Origin of the sequence: Streptomyces sp. NPDC048278 (assembly GCF_040652195.1) — a bacterium.
Classification (GTDB): domain Bacteria; phylum Actinomycetota; class Actinomycetes; order Streptomycetales; family Streptomycetaceae; genus Streptomyces.
Genome location: NZ_JBEZLP010000001.1, coordinates 701,763 through 719,274, shown reverse-complemented (window position 1 = coordinate 719,274; position 17,512 = coordinate 701,763). Strand labels below are relative to the sequence as shown.

The window sequence follows — 17,512 nt, the reverse complement described above, 5'->3', positions numbered from 1 at the left end:
GATCCGGCGAGATGCGATGCCATGCCATGCCATGCGCTGCGGGTGCGGGTGCGGGTGTGGGTGCGGCTGCCGCAGCCGCCGTACGGCTACGGCGTCCCGTCCCCCGCTCGCTCCGACGCCTCCCGCCCGCCGACCGACCGGAAGACCTCCAGCGCCTCCGCCCGTGCCGCGCGCGCCCGTTCCGTCTCACCGTCGGCCGACCACACCCCGGCCAGGTCCCACACCGTGCGGGCCCGCCACAGCGGCAGCCCCAACTCCGCCCAGAGGTCCGCCGCCCGCTCCAGCGGCTCCCGGGCCGCCTCGGTGTCACCGGCCGCCAGCCGCAGCTCCCCGAGCGTGCGCAGCACCAGTGCCTCGCCGAACCGGTCCTGGCGCTCCCGGGCCACGGCCAGGCACCGCATCAGCCGCCGCCCCGCCTCGGCCGGCCGCCCGGTGCGCAACTCCACCTTGGCCAGCGCCTGTTCGGTGTACATCACGCCGAAGGTGTCGTGCAAGCCGGTGAAGATCCGCAGCGCGTCGAGGAAGAGCCGTTCGGCATCCGCGTACCGGCCCTCGGCCCGGTCGCACAGGGCCAGCGAGCGCAGGGTGAGCCCCTCGCCGTGCAGGTCGGCCGCCGCCCGGTACAGCGCGAGGGCCCCGGACAGCGCCGCCCGGGCCTGCGGGCCGCGCCCCTGCTCGCGGTGCACGTAGCCGATGCCGTACAGCACGCCCGCCCGGGCACCGGCGTCGCCCGTGTCGCCGTACCGCTCCAGCGCGGTCTCCAGCAGCTCCAGCGCCTCGCCGTAGCGGGCCTGTTCGCGGCGGGCGGTGCCCATCCCGGCCAGGGCCACGGCCGCCCCGTCCGGCAGCCGCTCCCCGAACAGCCGCAACGCGTCCGCGAAGTAGGCGTAGGAGTCCTCGAACCGGTCCTGCTCGTAACGGAGTTGACCGAGTCCGGCGAGGAGCCAGGCCTCGCCCTCCACGTCACCGCCGCGTCGCACCGCCGCCATGGCCGCCGTGTGCGCGCGGGACCAGGCGTCGAACTGGTTGTACAGCGCGGCGGAACTCGCGATCAGCGCCCCGGCGAGGTCACGGGCGGTGCGGGCCATGCCGTGGTCGGCACAGTGCGTCACCGCGGCCAGCAGCCCGGCCTGTTCGGCGGCGAACCAGGCCGCGGGCCGGGCGAGGACGGCCTCTTCCGTCTCGGGGCCGAGCGGGCGGACGGCGGCCGGTTCGGGGAAGTGGCGGGTCGCGCCGCCGGGTCCCCGGGCGGCGGCCTTGCGGGCGAGGTCCAGCCAGCTCGCCGCCAGCCGCAGCACCGCGGTGGCGCGGTCCTCGGCGCTCTCCTCGACGAGGCAGCGCTCGCGGGCGTGTTCGCGGGCGAGGTCGTGGATGCGGTAGCGGGCGAGACCGGTGCCGTCCACGCCGACCACGTCGATGAAGTGGCAGTCCACAAGCCGCTCGACCGCCTCCTCGGCCTCCTCCGTCCCTATGTCGAGCAGGGGAGCGGCGATCCAGGCCGCGAAGTCGGGCAGGTCCAGCAGGGCGAGGCGGCGCAGGGCCCGCCGCTCCTGCGGGTCGAGGTCCGAGTAGCCGAGCTCCAGACTGGCGCGCAACTCCAGGTCCCCGGCGCTGAGTTCGTTGAGCCGGCGGCGTTCGTCGCGCAGCCGCCCGACGAGCCGGCCCGGCGCCCAGTGCGGACGGGCGGCCAGGCGGGCCCCGGCGATCCGCACCGCGAGCGGCAGCCGCCCGCACAGGGCGACGATCTCGGCGGCCTGCTCCGGCTCCGCCCAGCTCCGCCCGGCACCGGCCACCCGGCGGAGCAGGCCGAGGGCCTCGGCCTCGTCCGGGACGGCGAGGTCCAGATGCGCGGCGCCCTCCAGCGCCACCAGCCGGCGGCGGCTGGTGATCAGCACCGCCGCCTCCGGGCCCGGTGGCAGCAGGGGCCGCAGGTGCGCCTCACCGGCCGCGTTGTCCAGGACGATCAGGGTCCGCCGGTGCCCGATGTGGGTGCGGTACAGGCCGGTCAGCTCCTCGACGCCGGAGGGCAGCGTGTCCGGGTCGACACCCATCGCGCGCAGCAGCCGGGCCAGCGCGTCGGCGGGTTCCAGCGGGGTGGTGTCCGCGGCCCGCAGGTCCACGAAGAGCCGGCCGTCCGGGAAGAGGTCGGCGGTGCGGTGGCCGACGTGCACGGCGAGAGCGGTCTTGCCGATGCCGGAGCGCCCGGAGATCACCCCGATCGGCGGGGCGGTCCGGCCGGCGTCGCCGACGCCCCGCACCAGCTCCGTCGCCCACCTGACCTGTTCCGCCCGGCCCACGAAGTCGGCGATGTCGGGCGGCAGATGGGAGGGCGCGGGGCGGCTCCGCCCGTTCCGGGGAGCCGGGACCGGCCGGGCGGCCCGCCCTCCGCCCAGCGCGCCGGAGTCCTGGGTGAGGACGGCCTGGTGCACCGCCCGCAGCTCGGGACCCGGGTCGATGCCCAGTTCGTCGCGGAGCACCGACCGGCCCTCCTGGTAGACGCGCAGCGCGTCGGAGACCCGGCCCGTGCGGTACAGGGCGGTCATCAGCTGGCCGCGCGGCCGTTCGCGCAGCGGATGGGCGGCCACATGGGCGAGCAGCGGCGCGATGGTGGCGTCCGCGCGGTCGAGGTCCAGGGCCAGCCCGAAGGACTCCTCCTGGGCCACCAGCCGCAGCTCGGTGAGCCGGGCCGCCTCGATCCGGGCGAACGACTGCCCGAGCCCCTCCAGCGCATCCCGCCCCCGCCACAGCCCGAGCGCCTCGGCGAGCACGTCGGCGGCCTCCTCGGTGCGGCCCAGGGACCGCCCGGCCGCGAGGAGTTCCTCGAAGCGGCGGGCGTCGACCCGGTCCGGGGCGAGGTCGGCGACGTAGCCCGGGGGCCGGGTGCGGACCAGCTCGGCGGTGCCGACCCGGGCCAGGGCCCGGCGTACGGCGGAGACATGGGTGGCGACCAGGGCGCCCGCGGTGGCCGGCGCCTCTTCGTCCCAGACGAAGTCCACCAGGCGCTCGGTGGAGATCACCTCGCCCAGGTGGACGACGAGCGCGGCGAGGACGGCAAGTGGCCGGGAGCCGCCGAGCGGGGCCCGCCTGCCCCCGTCCCAGACCTCCACCGGGCCGAGCAGACGTACTTCGAACATCGGTCCCCGATCGCCGCCCCGCGAATGCCGACAACGATATCGGCGGCCACCGTCCGGGCAGCCCGACGACCGGGCCGTCGTGTCCGGAACCGTTCCGTCCGACCCGCCGGACGGAACCACCGCGACGCCCGGCATGCCGACGGGGGACAGGGCCCGGCGGTGCTGCGGGAGCCGTTCTCCCTCCTGCCGCAGTTGGCTGGTTTCTGTGGGTGGCCATAGCGGCCCCTGTGCGGGAGACGGCCGCCGGCCGGCTCTTGTATGACCGCACGCCCGGATCCGCCGCGTGATCCGCGACGCCGTCCCCGCAGCGTCCGCGGCGCCGTCAGCGGCACTGTCCGCGGCGCCGGAAATTCCTTGCGGCCGGATGTCATACGAACGCCCTGCCCGCGGCGTCAACGGCCCGTAAGCACCGAGCCGTTGACGCCGTACGCCCGAGGAGCCGCCCGATGAAGCGCACCGCCTTCCGCCGAAGGACCGTGCGGCTGAGCGCCGTCGCCGCCGTGGCCGCGCTCGCTCTCACCGGCTGCTCCCGGGAATCCGGCGACGGCTCGGCCCCCGTCGCCGCGCACCGGGTCCGCGACCTCGGCTACGCGGAGGACCTGCGGGTCTCGGACGCCGAACAGCGCCTGGTCGCCCGGTGCATGGCCCGCCACGGGTTCCGCTACTGGACCGACCGCCCGCTGAGCCTGGCCGAGAGCAGGCCGCTCGGCTACGTCCAGGACGACGTCGACTGGGCCCGCACCTACGGATACGGCAGCCGGATCACGGCGAAGGAGGACCGCGCCCGGCTGCACAACCCCAACAGCGCCTACCGCAAGGGCCTCACCGCCACCCGGAAGGCCGCGTACGACACCGCTCTCGACGGCGGCCGGCAGGCCGAGGTGCTGCGCACCGGCGTCCCCGGCGGGGGCCAGGTCAGCAAGCAGACCGGCGGCTGCGACGCCGAGGCGGAGCGGCGGCTGTACGGCGATCCGCAGACCTGGTTCCGGCTCGACACCACGGCGAGCAACCTGCGCCCGCTCTACGTCGGCAAGCTGCTGCACGACCGGCGGTTCACCGCCGCCGTGCACGCGTGGTCGGCCTGCATGAAGCGGGCCGGCCACCCCTACCCGGACCCGGACGCGGCCCGGCAGGCCACCCGCGAGCACCCCGCGGACCAGACCCGGACGGAGGAGGCCCGGAGCTTCGCCGCCGAGACCCGGATCGCGGTCGCCGACGCCACCTGCGCCCGCCAGGTCTCCCTCAGGTCCGTGGGCCAGGCACGCGAGGCCCACTACCTGGCCCGGCTGGACGGCGAGTACGGCGCCCGTCTCGACGCCTACCGGCAGGTGCGCCTGGAGGCGCTGGAGCGCGCCGAGCGGATCGTGCCCGCCCGCACCTGACACCTGCCCGACCCCATGACTCCGCGGCGCCCGCCGCGGCCGTTTCCCACACCGACCGCCTCCGACGAGGCAGAACGGGATTCATCATGCGCAAAATGACCCTCGCCCTCACCACGCTGGCCCTCGCGGCCGTCGGCTTCGCCCTGCCGGTGAACGCCCACGCCTCCGCCGGCTGCAACGCGGCCTGGCCGGGCCGCGACGGCAACGTGCGGGCCTGGAAGGACTGGGACTGCGCGGGCGGCCTGCTCGGCGTCAGCGCGGGCAACGACGCGAACTGGGCCGACGGCGCCGGCGGTTTCCAGGGCGTCGGCAACGTCGCCTCCTCCGTGATGAACAGCGGCTACGTCGGCGGCAAGGACGTCGTCGCCTTCTACTACTACGCCAACTACGGGGGCGGCTACGGCTGCCTGAAGCCGGGCGAGCTCTACGTGGACGACCTCACCCGCGACCACTTCACCGACGGCCACCCCATGAACGACAACATCCTGTCCCACCAGTGGGTGACGGAGAGCGCCTGCGCCGCGGGCTCCTTCATCAGCTGACGCCGGGCGGCCGGCCGCGGTCATCCCCCCCGCCGCGGCCGGTTCCGTCTCCTTACCGATTACCTACCTCACGTACCGCCGAGTTTCACATCCGCGCCACCGGACCCTTCCCTGACGTTCGATGCCCTTGGAACACTCGCACCCGCGCACAATCCGCCCTGTTCCGGCCAACCCGTGCGTCAGGATGAGAGGTCGCTCACCCATGCCCGAAGTAAACCGGCGCCGATTCCTCCAACTGGCGGGCGCCACCACGGCGTTCACCGCGCTGTCCAGCAGCATCCAGCGCGCCGCCGCACTGCCCGCGAACCACCGCACCGGGTCGATCGAGGACGTCGAGCACATCGTCGTCCTGATGCAGGAGAACCGGTCGTTCGACCACTACTTCGGCACCCTCAACGGCGTCCGCGGCTTCGGCGACCCCCGCTCGGTCACCCAGAACAACAGGTCCGTGTGGAAGCAGTCCGACGGCACGAAGGACATCCTGCCCTTCCACCCGGACGCCGACGACCTCGGTCTCGCCTTCCTCCAGGACCTCCCGCACGGCTGGAACGACACGCACACCGCGGTCGACAACGGCAAGTACGACAAGTGGGTGCCGGCCAAGGGCAGTACGACCATGGCGTACCTGAACCGCGACGACATCCCGTTCCACTACGCGCTCGCCGACGCGTTCACCATCTGCGACGCCTACCACTGCTCGTTCATGGGCTCCACCGACCCGAACCGCTACTACATGTGGACGGGTTACACCGGCAACGACGGCCAGGGCGGCGGCCCGGTCCTCGGCAACGACGAGGCCGGCTACAGCTGGACGACGTACCCGGAGCGCCTGGAGAAGGCCGGCGTCTCCTGGAAGATCTACCAGGACGTCGGCGACGGTCTGGACGCGGCCGGCGGCTGGGGCTGGATCCAGGACGCCTACCGCGGCAACTACGGCGACAACTCGCTGCTCTACTTCAAGCAGTACCAGAACGCCCAGCCCGGCGACGCGCTGTACGACAAGGCCCGCACCGGCACCGACGCCACCAAGGGCGAGGGCTTCTTCGACCGGTTGAAGGCCGACGTCAAGGCCGGCAAGCTGCCGCAGATCTCCTGGGTGGTCGCCCCCGAGGCCTTCACCGAGCACCCCAACTGGCCGGCCAACTACGGCGCCTGGTACGTCTCCCAGGTCCTCGACGCGCTCACCGCCGACCCCGCGGTGTGGGCGAAGACGGCCGTGTTCATCACGTACGACGAGAACGACGGCTTCTTCGACCACCTGATCCCGCCGTTCCCGCCGTCCTCCGCCGCCCAGGGCAAGTCCACGGTCGACCCGGCCCTGGACCTCTTCGCGGGCAACGCGAGCCACCCGGCCGGCGCCTACGGCCTCGGCCAGCGCGTCCCGATGCTCGTCGTCTCCCCGTGGAGCAAGGGCGGCTACGTCTGCTCCGAGACGCTCGACCACACCTCGATCATCCGGTTCATGGAGGCCCGCTTCGGCGTCCACGAGCCCAACATCTCGCCCTGGCGGCGCACCGTCAGCGGCGACCTGACCTCGGCGTTCGACTTCTCCCGCAAGGACACCAAGCCGGTCGCGCTGCCCGCCACCGACGGCTACCGGCCGCCGGACGGCAACCGCCACCCCGACTACGTGCCCACCCCGCCGGCCAACCCGGCGCTGCCCAAGCAGGAGCGCGGCTCCCGGCCCACCCGGCCGCTGAAGTACGCCCCGCTGGTGGACGGCTCCCTGGACGCGGCGGCGGGCAGGTTCACGCTCACCTTCGCGTCCGGTGCGCACGCGGGCGCCGCCTTCCTGGTCACCTCCAACAACCGCGCCGACGGCCCCTGGAGCTACACCACCGAGGCCGGCAAGTCCGTCTCCGACACCTGGAACTCGGTGTACTCGGGCGGCTCGTACGACCTGACCGTGCACGGCCCGAACGGCTTCCTGCGCACCTTCCAGGGTCCCGGCAAGGTGGCGGGACCCGAGGTTACCGCCCGGCCGCACGGCGACGACATCGAGCTGACCCTCACCAACAGGGGGAGCGGCACGGTGAAGCTGGCGGTGGCCGACGGGTACGGCGGCCGGGGCCGCACGTTCACGGTGCGCGCCGGGGCCGTCGTGACGCACATCGTGCACCTCAACCACAGCAAGCGGTGGTACGACGTGACGGTCACGTCCGAGTCCGACGCGAGCTTTGTGCGGCGGTTCGCCGGGCATGTGGAGAACGGGGAGGCCGGGGTCAGCGACCCGGCGATCATCACGGTGTGAGGCTCGCCTGAGGGGGCGCGGGGAGCGGTTGTGCGGCGGCTGCGGGTTGGTCGTGGCTGGTCGCGCAGTTCCCCGCGCCCCTTTGGGGCGCGTTACAGAGCCGTCAGTTTTTTCGGTTCCGTCGGCTGGCGGGGGAGCAGGGTCGGGTCCAGGGCCAGGACTGCTGCCACCGGGTGTTCGTCGTCCGGTTCGACGGCCGGAGCCGGGGGTGTCACGCGGGTCAGGAGGACCACGCCCCAGGAGGCGAGGCCCGCGCCGGTCAGGGCGAGGAGGATGCCCCAGGCGCCGTCCTGGAGGCCCTGGCCCAGCAGAGCCAGGCCGATGACCGCCGCCGCGACCGGGTTGGACAGGGTGACCACGGCGAGCGGGGCGCCCAGGCCGCCGCGGTAGGCCGTCTGGGAGAGCAGCAGGCCGCCCACCGCGAACGCGGCAACCAGCAGGGAGACCACGATCACCTCGGCGTTCAGGGCCGGGCCCGAGCGGTCGGTCGCCGCCACCGTCACCGTCTGGGTGAGGGCCGAGGCGACGCCCGAGGCGAAGCCGGACGCGGTGGCGTGCCGCAGGCCGGGGCGGGTGCCGGGGCGGGAGAGGACGCCGATCAGGGCCGCCGTCGTACCGGCGACGGCGAGGGCCTCGGTGAGGCTCAGTACCTGGTGGGGCGCCGGGCCCGAGGCCGTGACCAGAAGGGCGCCGAGGCCGAGCAGGGTCAGGGCGGTGCCCCGCCACTCGGCGGTGGTGACCCGTCGGCCGGCCACCCGGGCGCCCATCGGTACGGCCGCGACCAGGGTCAGCGCGCCCAGCGGCTGGACGAGGGTGAGCGGGCCGTACTTCAGGGCGACGACGTGGAGCAGGGCCGCGCCGGCGTTCAGGCCCACCGCCGCCCACCAGGCACCCGAGCCGAGCAGCCGCAGCAGGCCGGCGTCCGCGGACTTCGAGGCGAGGCGTTCCTGGGCGACGGCGGCGGCCGCGTAGGCGACGGCCGAGACCAGGGAGAGGGCGACGGCGATCAGGGCCGCGGCGCTCATCGGCCCGCCCCCACCAGTGCGGGCTCCTCGGTGACGAGGTGGCGGGTGCCGCGTCCGGCTGTCGTGGCCGTGCGGTGCGGCGGGTGGATCACGGCGAGGGCGGCGCCGAGCATCGCGGTGGCGATGATCGCGTCCAGCCAGTAGTGGTTCGCGGTGCCGACGATCACGAGGAGGGTGACCGCGGGGTGCAGCAGCCACAGCCAGCGCCGGCGGGAGCGGGTCGCGACGATCAGGCCGATCGCGACCATCAGGGCCCAGCCGAAGTGCAGCGAGGGCATCGCCGCGAACTGGTTGGAGAGGTGGTCGCTGGACGGCGGGCCGTACACGGAGGGGCCGTAGACCCGGGCGGTGTCGATCAGGCCGCTCGCGGCCAGCATCCGGGGCGGGGCCAGCGGGAACGTGAACGGCAGCACCAGGGCCGCCGCGGTCACCAGGGCCAGCACCCGGCGGGCCCAGACGTAGTGCGCGGGCCGCTTCAGGTAGAGCCAGACCAGGAAGGCCAGCGTGGCCGGGAAATGAACCGTGGCGTAGTAGGTGTTGGCCACGTGGACGAGGGTGTCGCCGTGCAGCAGTGCGGACTGCACGTCGACCTCCGAGGGCAGGTGCAGTGTCCGTTCCAGGTCCCAGATCCGGTGGGCGTTGTGCAGGGCCTCGGCGGTATGGCCGGTGGCCAGCTGGCGCCCGAACTTGTAGACGAGGAAGAGCCCTGCGACGAGCAGGAGCTCACGGACGAGCGGCGGCCGGGCTATCGCGCCCGGCTCCGCTGCTGCCGGCTCGGACTGGGATCTCATCCCAGGCCCCCTCACTGACGGTGGTGCTGTGCGAGTCCCGGACGGTGGCCCGAACTCTTCGATACGGAAGCGTACCGATACGCCACTGTACCGATACGGTCGAGTACCGGTACAGTGGCGTATCGATAGACGTAGGCCACACTGGTTGTAGGTTTCCGCGCCGGCCGAACGGCGGGCGGGGCGGAAGTGATCCGCACGTGATGAACGAGTGAGGAGCAGGGCACATGACGTCGCAGGCCGAGGACGGACCGGACTCGGTCGCCGCCACGCGCCGCTCCAAGATCACGCCGGAGCGTGAGCGGGAGTTCTTCGACGCCGTGCTCGAACAGATCCGCGAGTGCGGGTACGACTCCGTGACCATGGAGGGGGTCGCCGCCACCACCCGGTGCAGCAAGTCCACCCTCTACCGGCAGTGGAAGACGAAGCCGCAGTTCGTCGCCGCCGCGCTGCGGGCCAACCGCCGGGTGCGCTTCGTCGGCATCGACACCGGATCGCTCGCCGGGGACCTGCGCGAGGTCGCGCGGGCCGCGGGCGACTGGTCACGCAAGGACACCAAGACGCTCCAGGCGCTGGGGCACGCGGTGACCGCGGACGAGGAACTGGCCAAGGCGCTGCGCGAGGCGCTCGTGGAACCGGAGATCGCCGCGCTCCAGGAGATCCTGCGCCGCGGTGTCGAGCGCGGCGAGGTGCCCGAGGGGCATCCCGCGCTGGACTACGTGCCCGCCATGATGTTCGGCGTGCTGCGGGTGCGGCCGGTGCTCACCGGCGAGTACGCCGACGCGGACTATCTCGTCCGGTTCGTGGACTCCGTCGCGCTGCCCGCACTCGGACTGACCTAGGACCCAGGCCGCCGCCCACGGGATGACTGGACGGCGACCTGCACGCGCCGCACCGTGGGGACGGGGGCGGCGCGCACCCCCCGGCCGGGTGGGGTGCCCCTTTGAGCGGAGGGGCGCTCCACCCGGCCGACTGCTGTTCCGGGACCGCTGCGGGTCAGACGTTCGAACCGCTGCCGCTGCCCGAGGACACCTTGATGCCGCTGGTGATCGTGTCGATGACCGACTCCTTCTGGCCGACGTCGACGCCGAACCGGAGCACCACGATCTGCTGGGCGTTCGCGGGCGACGGGAAGGCCAGCGACTCGACGTAGCCGTCGGCGCCCTTGCTGGTGATCGCCTTCCAGCGGACCAGGTACCCCTTCTGCCCGGCCACGGTGACCGCCTTGGAGGCCAGCACCTCGTGCGAGGTGATCGAGCCGTAGGTCTTGCCGCCGTACGACTCCTTGGCGTTGGCCGAGATGTCCGCCTTGGCGACCTCCTCGGCCGTGTCCCCCTTGGTGCCGAGCAGTACCGCGGGCATCGATGTGACACCGCCGGTGGTGCAGGTCTGGGAGGTGTCGCCGGGACACTTGTAGGAGTCGTCGGAGCTGACGGTGGCGCCGTAGTTGGCCGCCTGCCCGGTCCAGCCGTCCGGCACCGGGATGCTGATGGCGTTGATCGAGTCCGACACCGTGCCGCCGCCCTTGACCTTCGGCGCCTCGGACTGGCCCGGCGACGGCGACGCGCCCCCGTCGGTGCCACCGGAACCCGAGCTGCCGCCCGACCCGCCGAACGGGAAGCCCTGGCCGCCGTTCTGCCCGCCGCTCTGGCCGCCGTTCTGCCCCTCGGGGCCGCCCTGGCCGAAACCGCCCTGGCCGCCCGAGCTCTGGGAGGCCTGCTGGTCGCCGCTGCCGCTGCCGTTGTCGGTGAGCGCCCACGCGCCCACCCCGATCGCGGCGAGGACCGCCACGGCGACGCCGACGGCGATGCCGGTACGCAGCCCGCGCCTGGCCGGGGCCGGCGGCGCCGGCGGGTATCCCGGATAACCCGGGTAGGCGGCGTAGCCGCCGTCGGCCGGGTACGCCGGGTAGGCCCCGGCGGCCGGCTCGGGCCCGTCGGCCGGCGGCTGCGGCGGGGGACCCCAGTCGGCGGCCGACCCGGCGGGCCGGGTCTGCTCCGTCCAGGCCTTGCCGTCCCACCAGCGTTCGGTGGCCGGACCGTCACTTGTCTGCCCGGGATCGGGATACCACCCGGGAGGAGTCACCTGCGTCATGCTCCTACCGTATGAGGCATCGGTGAAAGTCGGATGAGAGGATCCGGCGACGGTCGGTGGGCCCGCGCGGCTCACCCTGTCAGTGGGCCCGCGCGGCTCACTCGATCCGCAGCCGCACCGGAGGTCCCGCCGCCGGCGGTGGCAGGCGCAGTCCGTTGCGCCCCGGGGTCAGCGAGCCCAGGACGCTCGGGTGGCGGGCGCCGGTGGCGGTCGGGGCCGTTCCCGCGAGGCCGTGTGCGGTGAGGAAGCCGAGGACCGCGAAGGCGTACGCCTCCTTCGCCGCCGCGGGCAGCCCGAGTTCGTCCGAGACCCGCACCGGGATCCCCGGGAGCAGGCCGCGCAGCGTCCGCATCAGCTCCGGGTTGCGGGCGCCGCCGCCCGAGGCGACCACCTCCGTCGCCGCCACGCCCCGCACCGCGTCCGCCACCGTCCGGGCGGTCAGGTGGGTGAGGGTCGCCAGCGCGTCCTCGGCGGAGATCCCGGCGGGCGCCCGCCAGTATCCGGCGTGGAACAGCTCCTTGCCGGTCGTCTTCGGCGCGGGCAGCGCGTAGTACGGCTCCGCCAGCAGCTCGTCGAGCGAGGGCCCGTGCGGACGGCCGCGCGCCGCCAGCGCTCCGTCCACGTCGTACGTCAGCCGGCCGCCCGTGAACTCCCGGACCGCCGCGTCCAGCAGCGCGCACCCGGGCCCGGTGTCGAAGGCCGTGCCGTCGGGCGCGGTGAGGTTGGCGATCCCGCCGAGGTTCAGCGCCACCGGCGTCCCCGGCCGCCCGCGCAGCCACAGCAGGTCGACCAGGCTGACCAGCGGAGCCCCCTGCCCGCCGGCCGCCACGTCCCGCGACCGCAGGTCGGCGACGACCGGCAGCCCCGTCGCCTCCGCGATCCACGCGGGCTGCCCGAGCTGGAGCGTGCCGTGCACCCGGCCGCCGTCCACCCAGTGGTAGACCGTCTGCCCGTGCGAGACCACCAACTCGGCCCGCCCGCCGCACAGTTCACGGTCGGCCCGGACCGCCGCCGCCGCGAACGCCTGCCCGATCCGGGTGTCCAGCAGACACACCCGCGCCAGCGGCACGGCGGCCGGCGGCAGCGCCCCCGCGAGCGCCTCCCGCAGCTCCTCGTCGTACGGCGTGCTCACCATGCCCAGCGGCTTGAGCAGCAGCGTGCCGTCCAGCAGCCGCAGCTCGGCCGCCGCCGCGTCCACCGCGTCGTACGACGTCCCGGACATCAGGCCGATCACCAGCACCGTCTCAACCCGCCTCTCGTCCCGTCCTGGTCCGCGGCGGCCCGAGCAGCGCGAGCACGCTGACCGCGCAGGTCGCCGCCGCGTAGTAGCCGGGAACGTCGAGGTTCCCGGTGCGCCGCACCGCCTCCGTGATGATGAGGCCCGCACAGCCCGAGAACACGGCATTGGACAGGGCGTAGGCGAGTCCGAGGCCCGTGCAGCGGGCCCGCGCCGGGAACATCTCGGCCAGCAGCGCGGGCCCCGGCCCGGCCATCAGCCCCACCACCGCGCCCGCTCCGAACAGGGCCGCGCCCCGTACGGCGGCCGGGGTCCCCGGGTCCTGGAGGAGGTGGAGCAGGGGCAGCGCGAGCAGCACCACGAGCCCGGCGCCCGCCAGCATCACCGGCCGCCGCCCCACCCGGTCGCTGAGCAGCCCCGCCGGCAGGATCGCCGCCGCGAACCCGAGGTTCGCCACCACGGTCGCCAGCAGCGCCTGCCGGAAACCGGTGTGCAGCGCGGCCTGGAGGTACGACGGCAGCACCACCAGGAAGGTGTACCCGGCCGCCGACCAGCCCATCACCCGGGCGGCGGCCAGTGCGATCGCCCCGACCGGCGCCCGCACGGCGCGCGCGGCGCCCGCGGCCGGCCCCCGGAACTCCGGCGTCTCGTCGAGACCGATCCGCAGCCACAGCGCGAGCGCCCCCAGCGGCAAGGCCAGAAGGAACGGCAACCGCCAACCCCAGGACGCGAACTGATCATCCGTCAGGACCACGGACAGGCCCACCGCCACCCCGGCCCCGCCCAGCAGGCCCAATGCCACGGTGAACGACTGCCAGGCCCCGTACAGCCCCCGCCGCCCCGGCGGCGCGAACTCGGTCAGCATCGCCACCGCGCCCCCGAACTCCCCGCCCGCCGACAGCCCCTGAACCACCCTCAGGAACGTCAGCAGCCACGGCGCGAGCGCACCGGCCTGCGCGTACGTCGGCAGCACCCCGATCAGCGCCGTCGCGCCCGTCATCAGCGCCACCACCAGGATCAGCACCGGGCGCCGGCCGAACCGGTCCGCCAGCCGGCCGAACAGAGCCGCACCCAGCGGACGGAAGAAGAACGCCAGCCCGAACGAGGCGTAGGTGCGCACCAGCCCCTCGGCCGCGCTCCCGCCCGCCGGGGTGAAGAACCGCTCGGCGACGACGGTCGCGACATAGCCGTAGACACCGAACTCGTACCACTCGATGAAATTGCCGACCGAGCCCGCCGCCAGCGCCCGGAGGGGCCGGTTCCGCTCCCGTGCTTCCCGATCTTCGAAAGTCAGCCTCATGTCCCTGCCCGTTGACGGTCCGTTCGGTGCACAGCGGCAGGTCGGGGCCGTCCCGCGTCGCCCGGCCGCACCCGCCGTCACCCGTCACGGCAACAGCTGTCCCGACCCGCCTCCGGACAGCCAACAGGACGGCTACGCTCGTGGTCTGTACGTCGTTCGGGCGACTTGGGGAGGTAGCAGGATGACGGAGGAGCAGCCCCTGGGAGGCGCCTCGGGCCGCCTCTGGGAGCGCGAGGGGGACATCGCCGCCGTCACCGAGGCGCTCGACGTCCTGTGCGCCGACCGTTCCACCGCCGGGCACCTGCTGGTGATCCGCGGCGAGGCCGGGCTCGGCAAGACCGCGCTGCTCGCCGAGACCCGCCGCATCGCCGAACGCCGCGGCTGCACCGTCTGGTCCACCCGCGGCGTGGAGACCCTGCGCAGCGTGCCCTTCCACGTGGTGCGGCAGCTGCTCCAGCCCGCCCTGGTCTCCCTGCTGCCCGAGGAGGCCAGGGAGTACCTCGGCGACTGGTACGAGATCGCCGGCCCCGCCCTCGGCATCACCGACCCCGGGGACCGTCAGGCCGACCCGCAGGGCGTCTGCGACGGCCTGGTCGCCGCCGTCCGCCGGCTCGCCAAACGCGACTGGCCGCTGGTCCTGCTGGTCGACGACGCGCACTGGGCCGACCAGGAGACCCTGGCCTGGCTCGCCGCCTTCGTGGAACGCCTCGACGACCTGTCCGTCCTGGTCCTGGTCGCCCGCCGCCCCGGCGAGGTCAGCGGCGACAGCGCCCGCCACCTCGACGCCGTGGCCGCCGCGGCCGGCCGCCCGATCCGCACCGTCAGCGCGCTCACCCCGGACGCCACCGCCGGCCTCACCCGCGCGACCCTCGGCGAGCACGCCGACGCCCCGTTCTGCCGCGAGGTCTGGGCCGTCACCGGCGGCAACCCCTACGAGACCGTCGAACTCCTCGCCAAGGTCCAGGACAGCGAGGTCGAACCCGTCGAGGCCCGGGCTGGCGAACTGCGGGCCCTGAACCGGTCGGCCAGGGGCGGCGGACTCGTCACCCGCCTGGAGGGACTCGGCGTCGACGCCACCCGGTTCGCCTGGGCCGCCGCCATCCTCGGCACCGGCATCACCGTCGACCTCGTCGCCCAGCTCGCCAGCATGGCCGTGGACGACGCCGAGCGCTGCGCCGAACTGCTGCGCACCGCCCGTATCGTCACCGCGCCCGACCCGGCCGGCTCCCGGACCCACACCGGTGACCTGGAGTTCGTCCACCCGCTGATCGCGACCGCCGTCTACAACTCCATCCCGGCCGCGATGTGCACCGCCATGCACGGCATCGCCGCCCAGATCGTCCTGGACGACGGCCGCGGCATCGCCGAGGCCTCCCGCCACCTGCTGAAGGTGCACCCGGACGACGACGAGGAACTCGTCGAACAGCTGCGGGACGCGGCCAAGGAACACCTCGCCGTCGGCGCCCCGGACGCGGCCCGCCGCTGCCTCGAACGCGCCCTGCGCGAACCGCCCCTCCCCGAGGTCCACGCGCGCGTGCTCTACGAACTGGGCTGCGCGACCCTGCTCACCAACCCCGCCGTCACCATCGGCCATCTGCAGAGCGCCCTCGGCATGCCCGGCCTCTCCGGTCCCGAACGCGTCGACGCCGTCTTCCGGCTCTCCCAGGCCCTCCTCCACAACGACCAGCTGGAGGAGGCCGTCCGCGCGGTCGAGGCGGAAGCCGCCCGGCACGAGGAAGGACCCGCGAAACTCCGGCTCCAGGCCGTCCAGTTCATGTGGGAGGGCATCGCCGGCGAGGCCGTCTCCGCACGCCGCTCCGAACGGCTCGCCGAGCTCGCCGCCACCTGCACCGGCCGCGACAACTCCGAGCGCGCCCTGCTGATGCTGCGCGGCTTCGACCTGCTCATCCAGGGCGAGAACGCCGAGGAGGTCGTCGAGCTGTGCGACCGCGCCCTCGTCAACGGCCGGCTCGCCCCCGGCCTCGGCTGGACCGACACCGAGTGGGGCATCGAACTCCTGCTGATGCTCGCCAACTCCTACGTCTACACCGACCGCCTCGACCGCGCGGAGAGCCTGTACAACGAGGCCCTGCGCGCCTACGAGTCGTCCGGCTGGAGCGGCGGCCACCTCGCCCTCGCCCATGCCTACGTCGGCCTCGGCCACCGCAGGCGCGGCCGGCTCCGGGACGCCGAGACCTCGCTGCGCGAGTCCCTGCGGATCGCCGAGCGGGTCGGCCGCCGACTGCCCCTGTACTGGACCGCCACCTGCAACCTCGTCGACACGCTGCTCGCCCGCGGCCATGTCCAGCAGGCCTGGGAGACCGCCGAACAGTACGGCTTCGCACCGCCGTACCCCTCCACCATCGTCATGCCGGACCCGCGGTCGGTGCGCGGCCGGCTGCTGCTCGCCGTCGGCCGCACGGAGGAGGCGGTGAACGAACTGGAGGCGGCGGAGAAGGCGGCCATCGCGCGCGGCCACTTCAACCCCGTGGTCGTGCCCTGGACGCTCGATCTCGCCCGCGCGCTCGCGGGCCAGGACCCGGCGCGGGCGGCCCGGCTCGCCGCCGACGCGCGCCGGCAGGCCGAGCGGTTCGGCACGGACACGGCGATCGGCGAGGCACTGCGGTGCGCTGCCGCGCTGGAGACCGGGCAGCGTCAGGTGCGGCTTGCGTCGCAGGCGGTGGCGTATCTGGAGGCGTCGCCCTGCCAGTACGAGCATGCGGCGGCTCGGGTGGAGTACGGGATCGCTGCGCGGTCGGTGGCCGAGCTCAACAGGGGGCTCGCGTTGGCCCGGTCCTGTGGGGCCGACGGGTTGGTTGCCCAGGCTCGGGAGGTGCTGGACACGGGGCGAGGGCTGCGGTGACAGGTGCGTTGCGGGGTGCGGGGGCGTGGGGGCTGGCGCGCCCACGCGGCGGAGCCGCATATAGATACAGCCCCGCGCCCCTGAAAGCAGGGCGTCAGAGAGCAAGGAGTTGGTCAGTGACCGCTGAGAGGCGTTTCTGCACCTCTCGGTCGTACGTCGCTTCGTGTGCCCTTGCCGGCCTCGTGCCGTCGAAGTAGCGCCCTGTGCCCAAGTCCTGTGTCGCCAAGGCCAGTACGCCCGGGGCGCCGTCCGCCACCGTGCTCCAGGGGGCTACCCCGCCCTCCCGCACCATCGCGGTGTCCATGAAGGTCGCGGGGTGCAGGACGTTCACCGACACGTCCGTGTCGGCCAACTCTTCCGCGAGAGCGAACGTGTGGGCCGCCAGGGCGAACTTGGCGCGGCAGTAGGCCGCGAAGCCCTGGTAGCCGCGGGTGAACTCGGGGTCGCCGAAGTCGAGGGGTTCCTGGCCGGCCGAGCCCACGTTGACGATCCGGGCCGGGGCGCCCGCGCGCAACACCGGCAGCAGGGCGCGGGTCAGGGCCACCGGGGCCAGGTAGTTGACGGCCAGGCGCAACTCGTGGCCGTCCGTGCTCAGTTCGCGGCCCGAGCCGGGCGCGCCGGCGCCGACGCCCGCGTTGTTGATCAGTACGTCCAGGTCGGGACGGGCGTCGGCGACCCGTGCGCCCAGTTCGCGGACCTGCGCCAGCGAGGCCAGGTCCGCGACGAACGCCTCGGCGTCGCCCTCGGTGCGCAGCTCCTCGACCAGCCGCTCGGTACGACCGGGGTCGCGGCCGTGCGCGAGGACGACATGTCCCGAGCGGACCAGTTCGAAGGCGACGTACCGGCCGAGCCCGGAGGTGGCACCCGTGATCAGAATGGTCGACATGCCCCCACCG

Annotated in this window: 12 protein-coding genes; 5 read left to right on the top strand and 7 right to left on the bottom strand. The window is 74.1% G+C overall.

Annotated elements, in window-relative coordinates; genetic code table 11:
- Positions 1-86: 86 nt before the first annotated feature.
- Positions 87-3,134 carry a BTAD domain-containing putative transcriptional regulator gene (locus AB0D74_RS03270; RefSeq protein ID WP_362579956.1) on the bottom strand — a complete coding sequence of 1,016 codons (3,048 nt, stop codon included), beginning with the start codon at positions 3,132-3,134 and terminating at the stop codon, positions 87-89.
- A gap of 446 nt (positions 3,135-3,580) precedes the next feature.
- On the opposite strand from AB0D74_RS03270, the gene AB0D74_RS03265 reads away from it, so the two are divergent.
- The 3 genes from AB0D74_RS03265 (at position 3,581) to AB0D74_RS03255 (ending at position 7,309) form a co-directional block, all read left to right on the top strand.
- Complete coding sequence (locus AB0D74_RS03265) at positions 3,581-4,516, top strand: hypothetical protein (RefSeq protein ID WP_362579953.1); 936 nt, start codon at positions 3,581-3,583, stop codon at positions 4,514-4,516.
- A gap of 86 nt (positions 4,517-4,602) precedes the next feature.
- Positions 4,603-5,058, top strand: a complete 456-nt coding sequence (locus AB0D74_RS03260; protein WP_362579950.1) for a hypothetical protein — start codon at positions 4,603-4,605, stop codon at positions 5,056-5,058.
- 202 nt (positions 5,059-5,260) lie between these two features.
- Positions 5,261-7,309, top strand: coding sequence for a phosphocholine-specific phospholipase C (locus tag AB0D74_RS03255; protein ID WP_362579947.1), 2,049 nt, complete (start codon positions 5,261-5,263; stop codon positions 7,307-7,309).
- 92 nt (positions 7,310-7,401) lie between these two features.
- Here the strand turns inward: AB0D74_RS03255 and AB0D74_RS03250 are convergent, their stop codons facing one another.
- Together AB0D74_RS03250 and AB0D74_RS03245 are read right to left on the bottom strand one after the other, a co-directional pair.
- Positions 7,402-8,334: a hypothetical protein gene (locus tag AB0D74_RS03250; RefSeq protein ID WP_362579945.1), complete on the bottom strand. Its 933-nt coding sequence runs from the start codon at positions 8,332-8,334 to the stop codon at positions 7,402-7,404.
- On the bottom strand, positions 8,331-9,125 hold the full coding sequence (locus tag AB0D74_RS03245) for a phosphatase PAP2 family protein (protein ID WP_362579942.1): 795 nt from the start codon (positions 9,123-9,125) through the stop codon (positions 8,331-8,333). Before AB0D74_RS03245 ends, AB0D74_RS03250 begins: the two co-directional genes overlap by 4 nt.
- A 224-nt stretch (positions 9,126-9,349) precedes the next feature.
- On the opposite strand from AB0D74_RS03245, the gene AB0D74_RS03240 reads away from it, so the two are divergent.
- On the top strand, positions 9,350-9,964 hold the full coding sequence (locus AB0D74_RS03240; protein ID WP_362579940.1) for a TetR/AcrR family transcriptional regulator C-terminal ligand-binding domain-containing protein: 615 nt from the start codon (positions 9,350-9,352) through the stop codon (positions 9,962-9,964).
- A 154-nt stretch (positions 9,965-10,118) separates the two neighbouring features.
- On the opposite strand, the gene AB0D74_RS03235 is transcribed toward AB0D74_RS03240, so the two are convergent.
- From AB0D74_RS03235 to AB0D74_RS03225, 3 genes are all read right to left on the bottom strand, one after another.
- Positions 10,119-11,216: a DUF2510 domain-containing protein gene (locus AB0D74_RS03235; protein ID WP_362579937.1), complete on the bottom strand. Its 1,098-nt coding sequence runs from the start codon at positions 11,214-11,216 to the stop codon at positions 10,119-10,121.
- Between the two features lie 97 nt (positions 11,217-11,313).
- A complete protein-coding gene (locus tag AB0D74_RS03230) occupies positions 11,314-12,456 on the bottom strand; it encodes an anhydro-N-acetylmuramic acid kinase (protein WP_362579934.1) in 1,143 nt (380 codons plus the stop codon).
- Between the two features lie 4 nt (positions 12,457-12,460).
- Positions 12,461-13,753: an MFS transporter gene (locus AB0D74_RS03225; protein WP_362579931.1), complete on the bottom strand. Its 1,293-nt coding sequence runs from the start codon at positions 13,751-13,753 to the stop codon at positions 12,461-12,463.
- A 181-nt stretch (positions 13,754-13,934) separates the two neighbouring features.
- Between AB0D74_RS03225 and AB0D74_RS03220 the strand changes: the two genes are divergently transcribed.
- Complete coding sequence (locus AB0D74_RS03220; RefSeq protein ID WP_362579928.1) at positions 13,935-16,616, top strand: AAA family ATPase; 2,682 nt, start codon at positions 13,935-13,937, stop codon at positions 16,614-16,616.
- 94 nt (positions 16,617-16,710) lie between these two features.
- Here the strand turns inward: AB0D74_RS03220 and AB0D74_RS03215 are convergent, their stop codons facing one another.
- Positions 16,711-17,502 (bottom strand): SDR family NAD(P)-dependent oxidoreductase, encoded by a 792-nt coding sequence (locus AB0D74_RS03215; protein ID WP_362579925.1) that lies wholly within the window; start codon positions 17,500-17,502, stop codon positions 16,711-16,713.
- Between the last annotated feature and the right edge of the window lie 10 nt (positions 17,503-17,512).

Coding starts and splice junctions, on each gene's coding strand:
- AB0D74_RS03240 (WP_362579940.1), top strand. CDS start 9,350: ATGACGTCGCAGGCCGAGGACGGACCGGACTCGGTCGCCGCCACGCGC.
- AB0D74_RS03270 (WP_362579956.1), bottom strand. CDS start 3,134: ATGTTCGAAGTACGTCTGCTCGGCCCGGTGGAGGTCTGGGACGGGGGC.
- AB0D74_RS03215 (WP_362579925.1), bottom strand. CDS start 17,502: ATGTCGACCATTCTGATCACGGGTGCCACCTCCGGGCTCGGCCGGTAC.
- AB0D74_RS03260 (WP_362579950.1), top strand. CDS start 4,603: ATGCGCAAAATGACCCTCGCCCTCACCACGCTGGCCCTCGCGGCCGTC.
- AB0D74_RS03255 (WP_362579947.1), top strand. CDS start 5,261: ATGCCCGAAGTAAACCGGCGCCGATTCCTCCAACTGGCGGGCGCCACC.
- AB0D74_RS03225 (WP_362579931.1), bottom strand. CDS start 13,753: ATGAGGCTGACTTTCGAAGATCGGGAAGCACGGGAGCGGAACCGGCCC.
- AB0D74_RS03250 (WP_362579945.1), bottom strand. CDS start 8,334: ATGAGCGCCGCGGCCCTGATCGCCGTCGCCCTCTCCCTGGTCTCGGCC.
- AB0D74_RS03265 (WP_362579953.1), top strand. CDS start 3,581: ATGAAGCGCACCGCCTTCCGCCGAAGGACCGTGCGGCTGAGCGCCGTC.
- AB0D74_RS03235 (WP_362579937.1), bottom strand. CDS start 11,216: ATGACGCAGGTGACTCCTCCCGGGTGGTATCCCGATCCCGGGCAGACA.
- AB0D74_RS03220 (WP_362579928.1), top strand. CDS start 13,935: ATGACGGAGGAGCAGCCCCTGGGAGGCGCCTCGGGCCGCCTCTGGGAG.
- AB0D74_RS03245 (WP_362579942.1), bottom strand. CDS start 9,125: ATGAGATCCCAGTCCGAGCCGGCAGCAGCGGAGCCGGGCGCGATAGCC.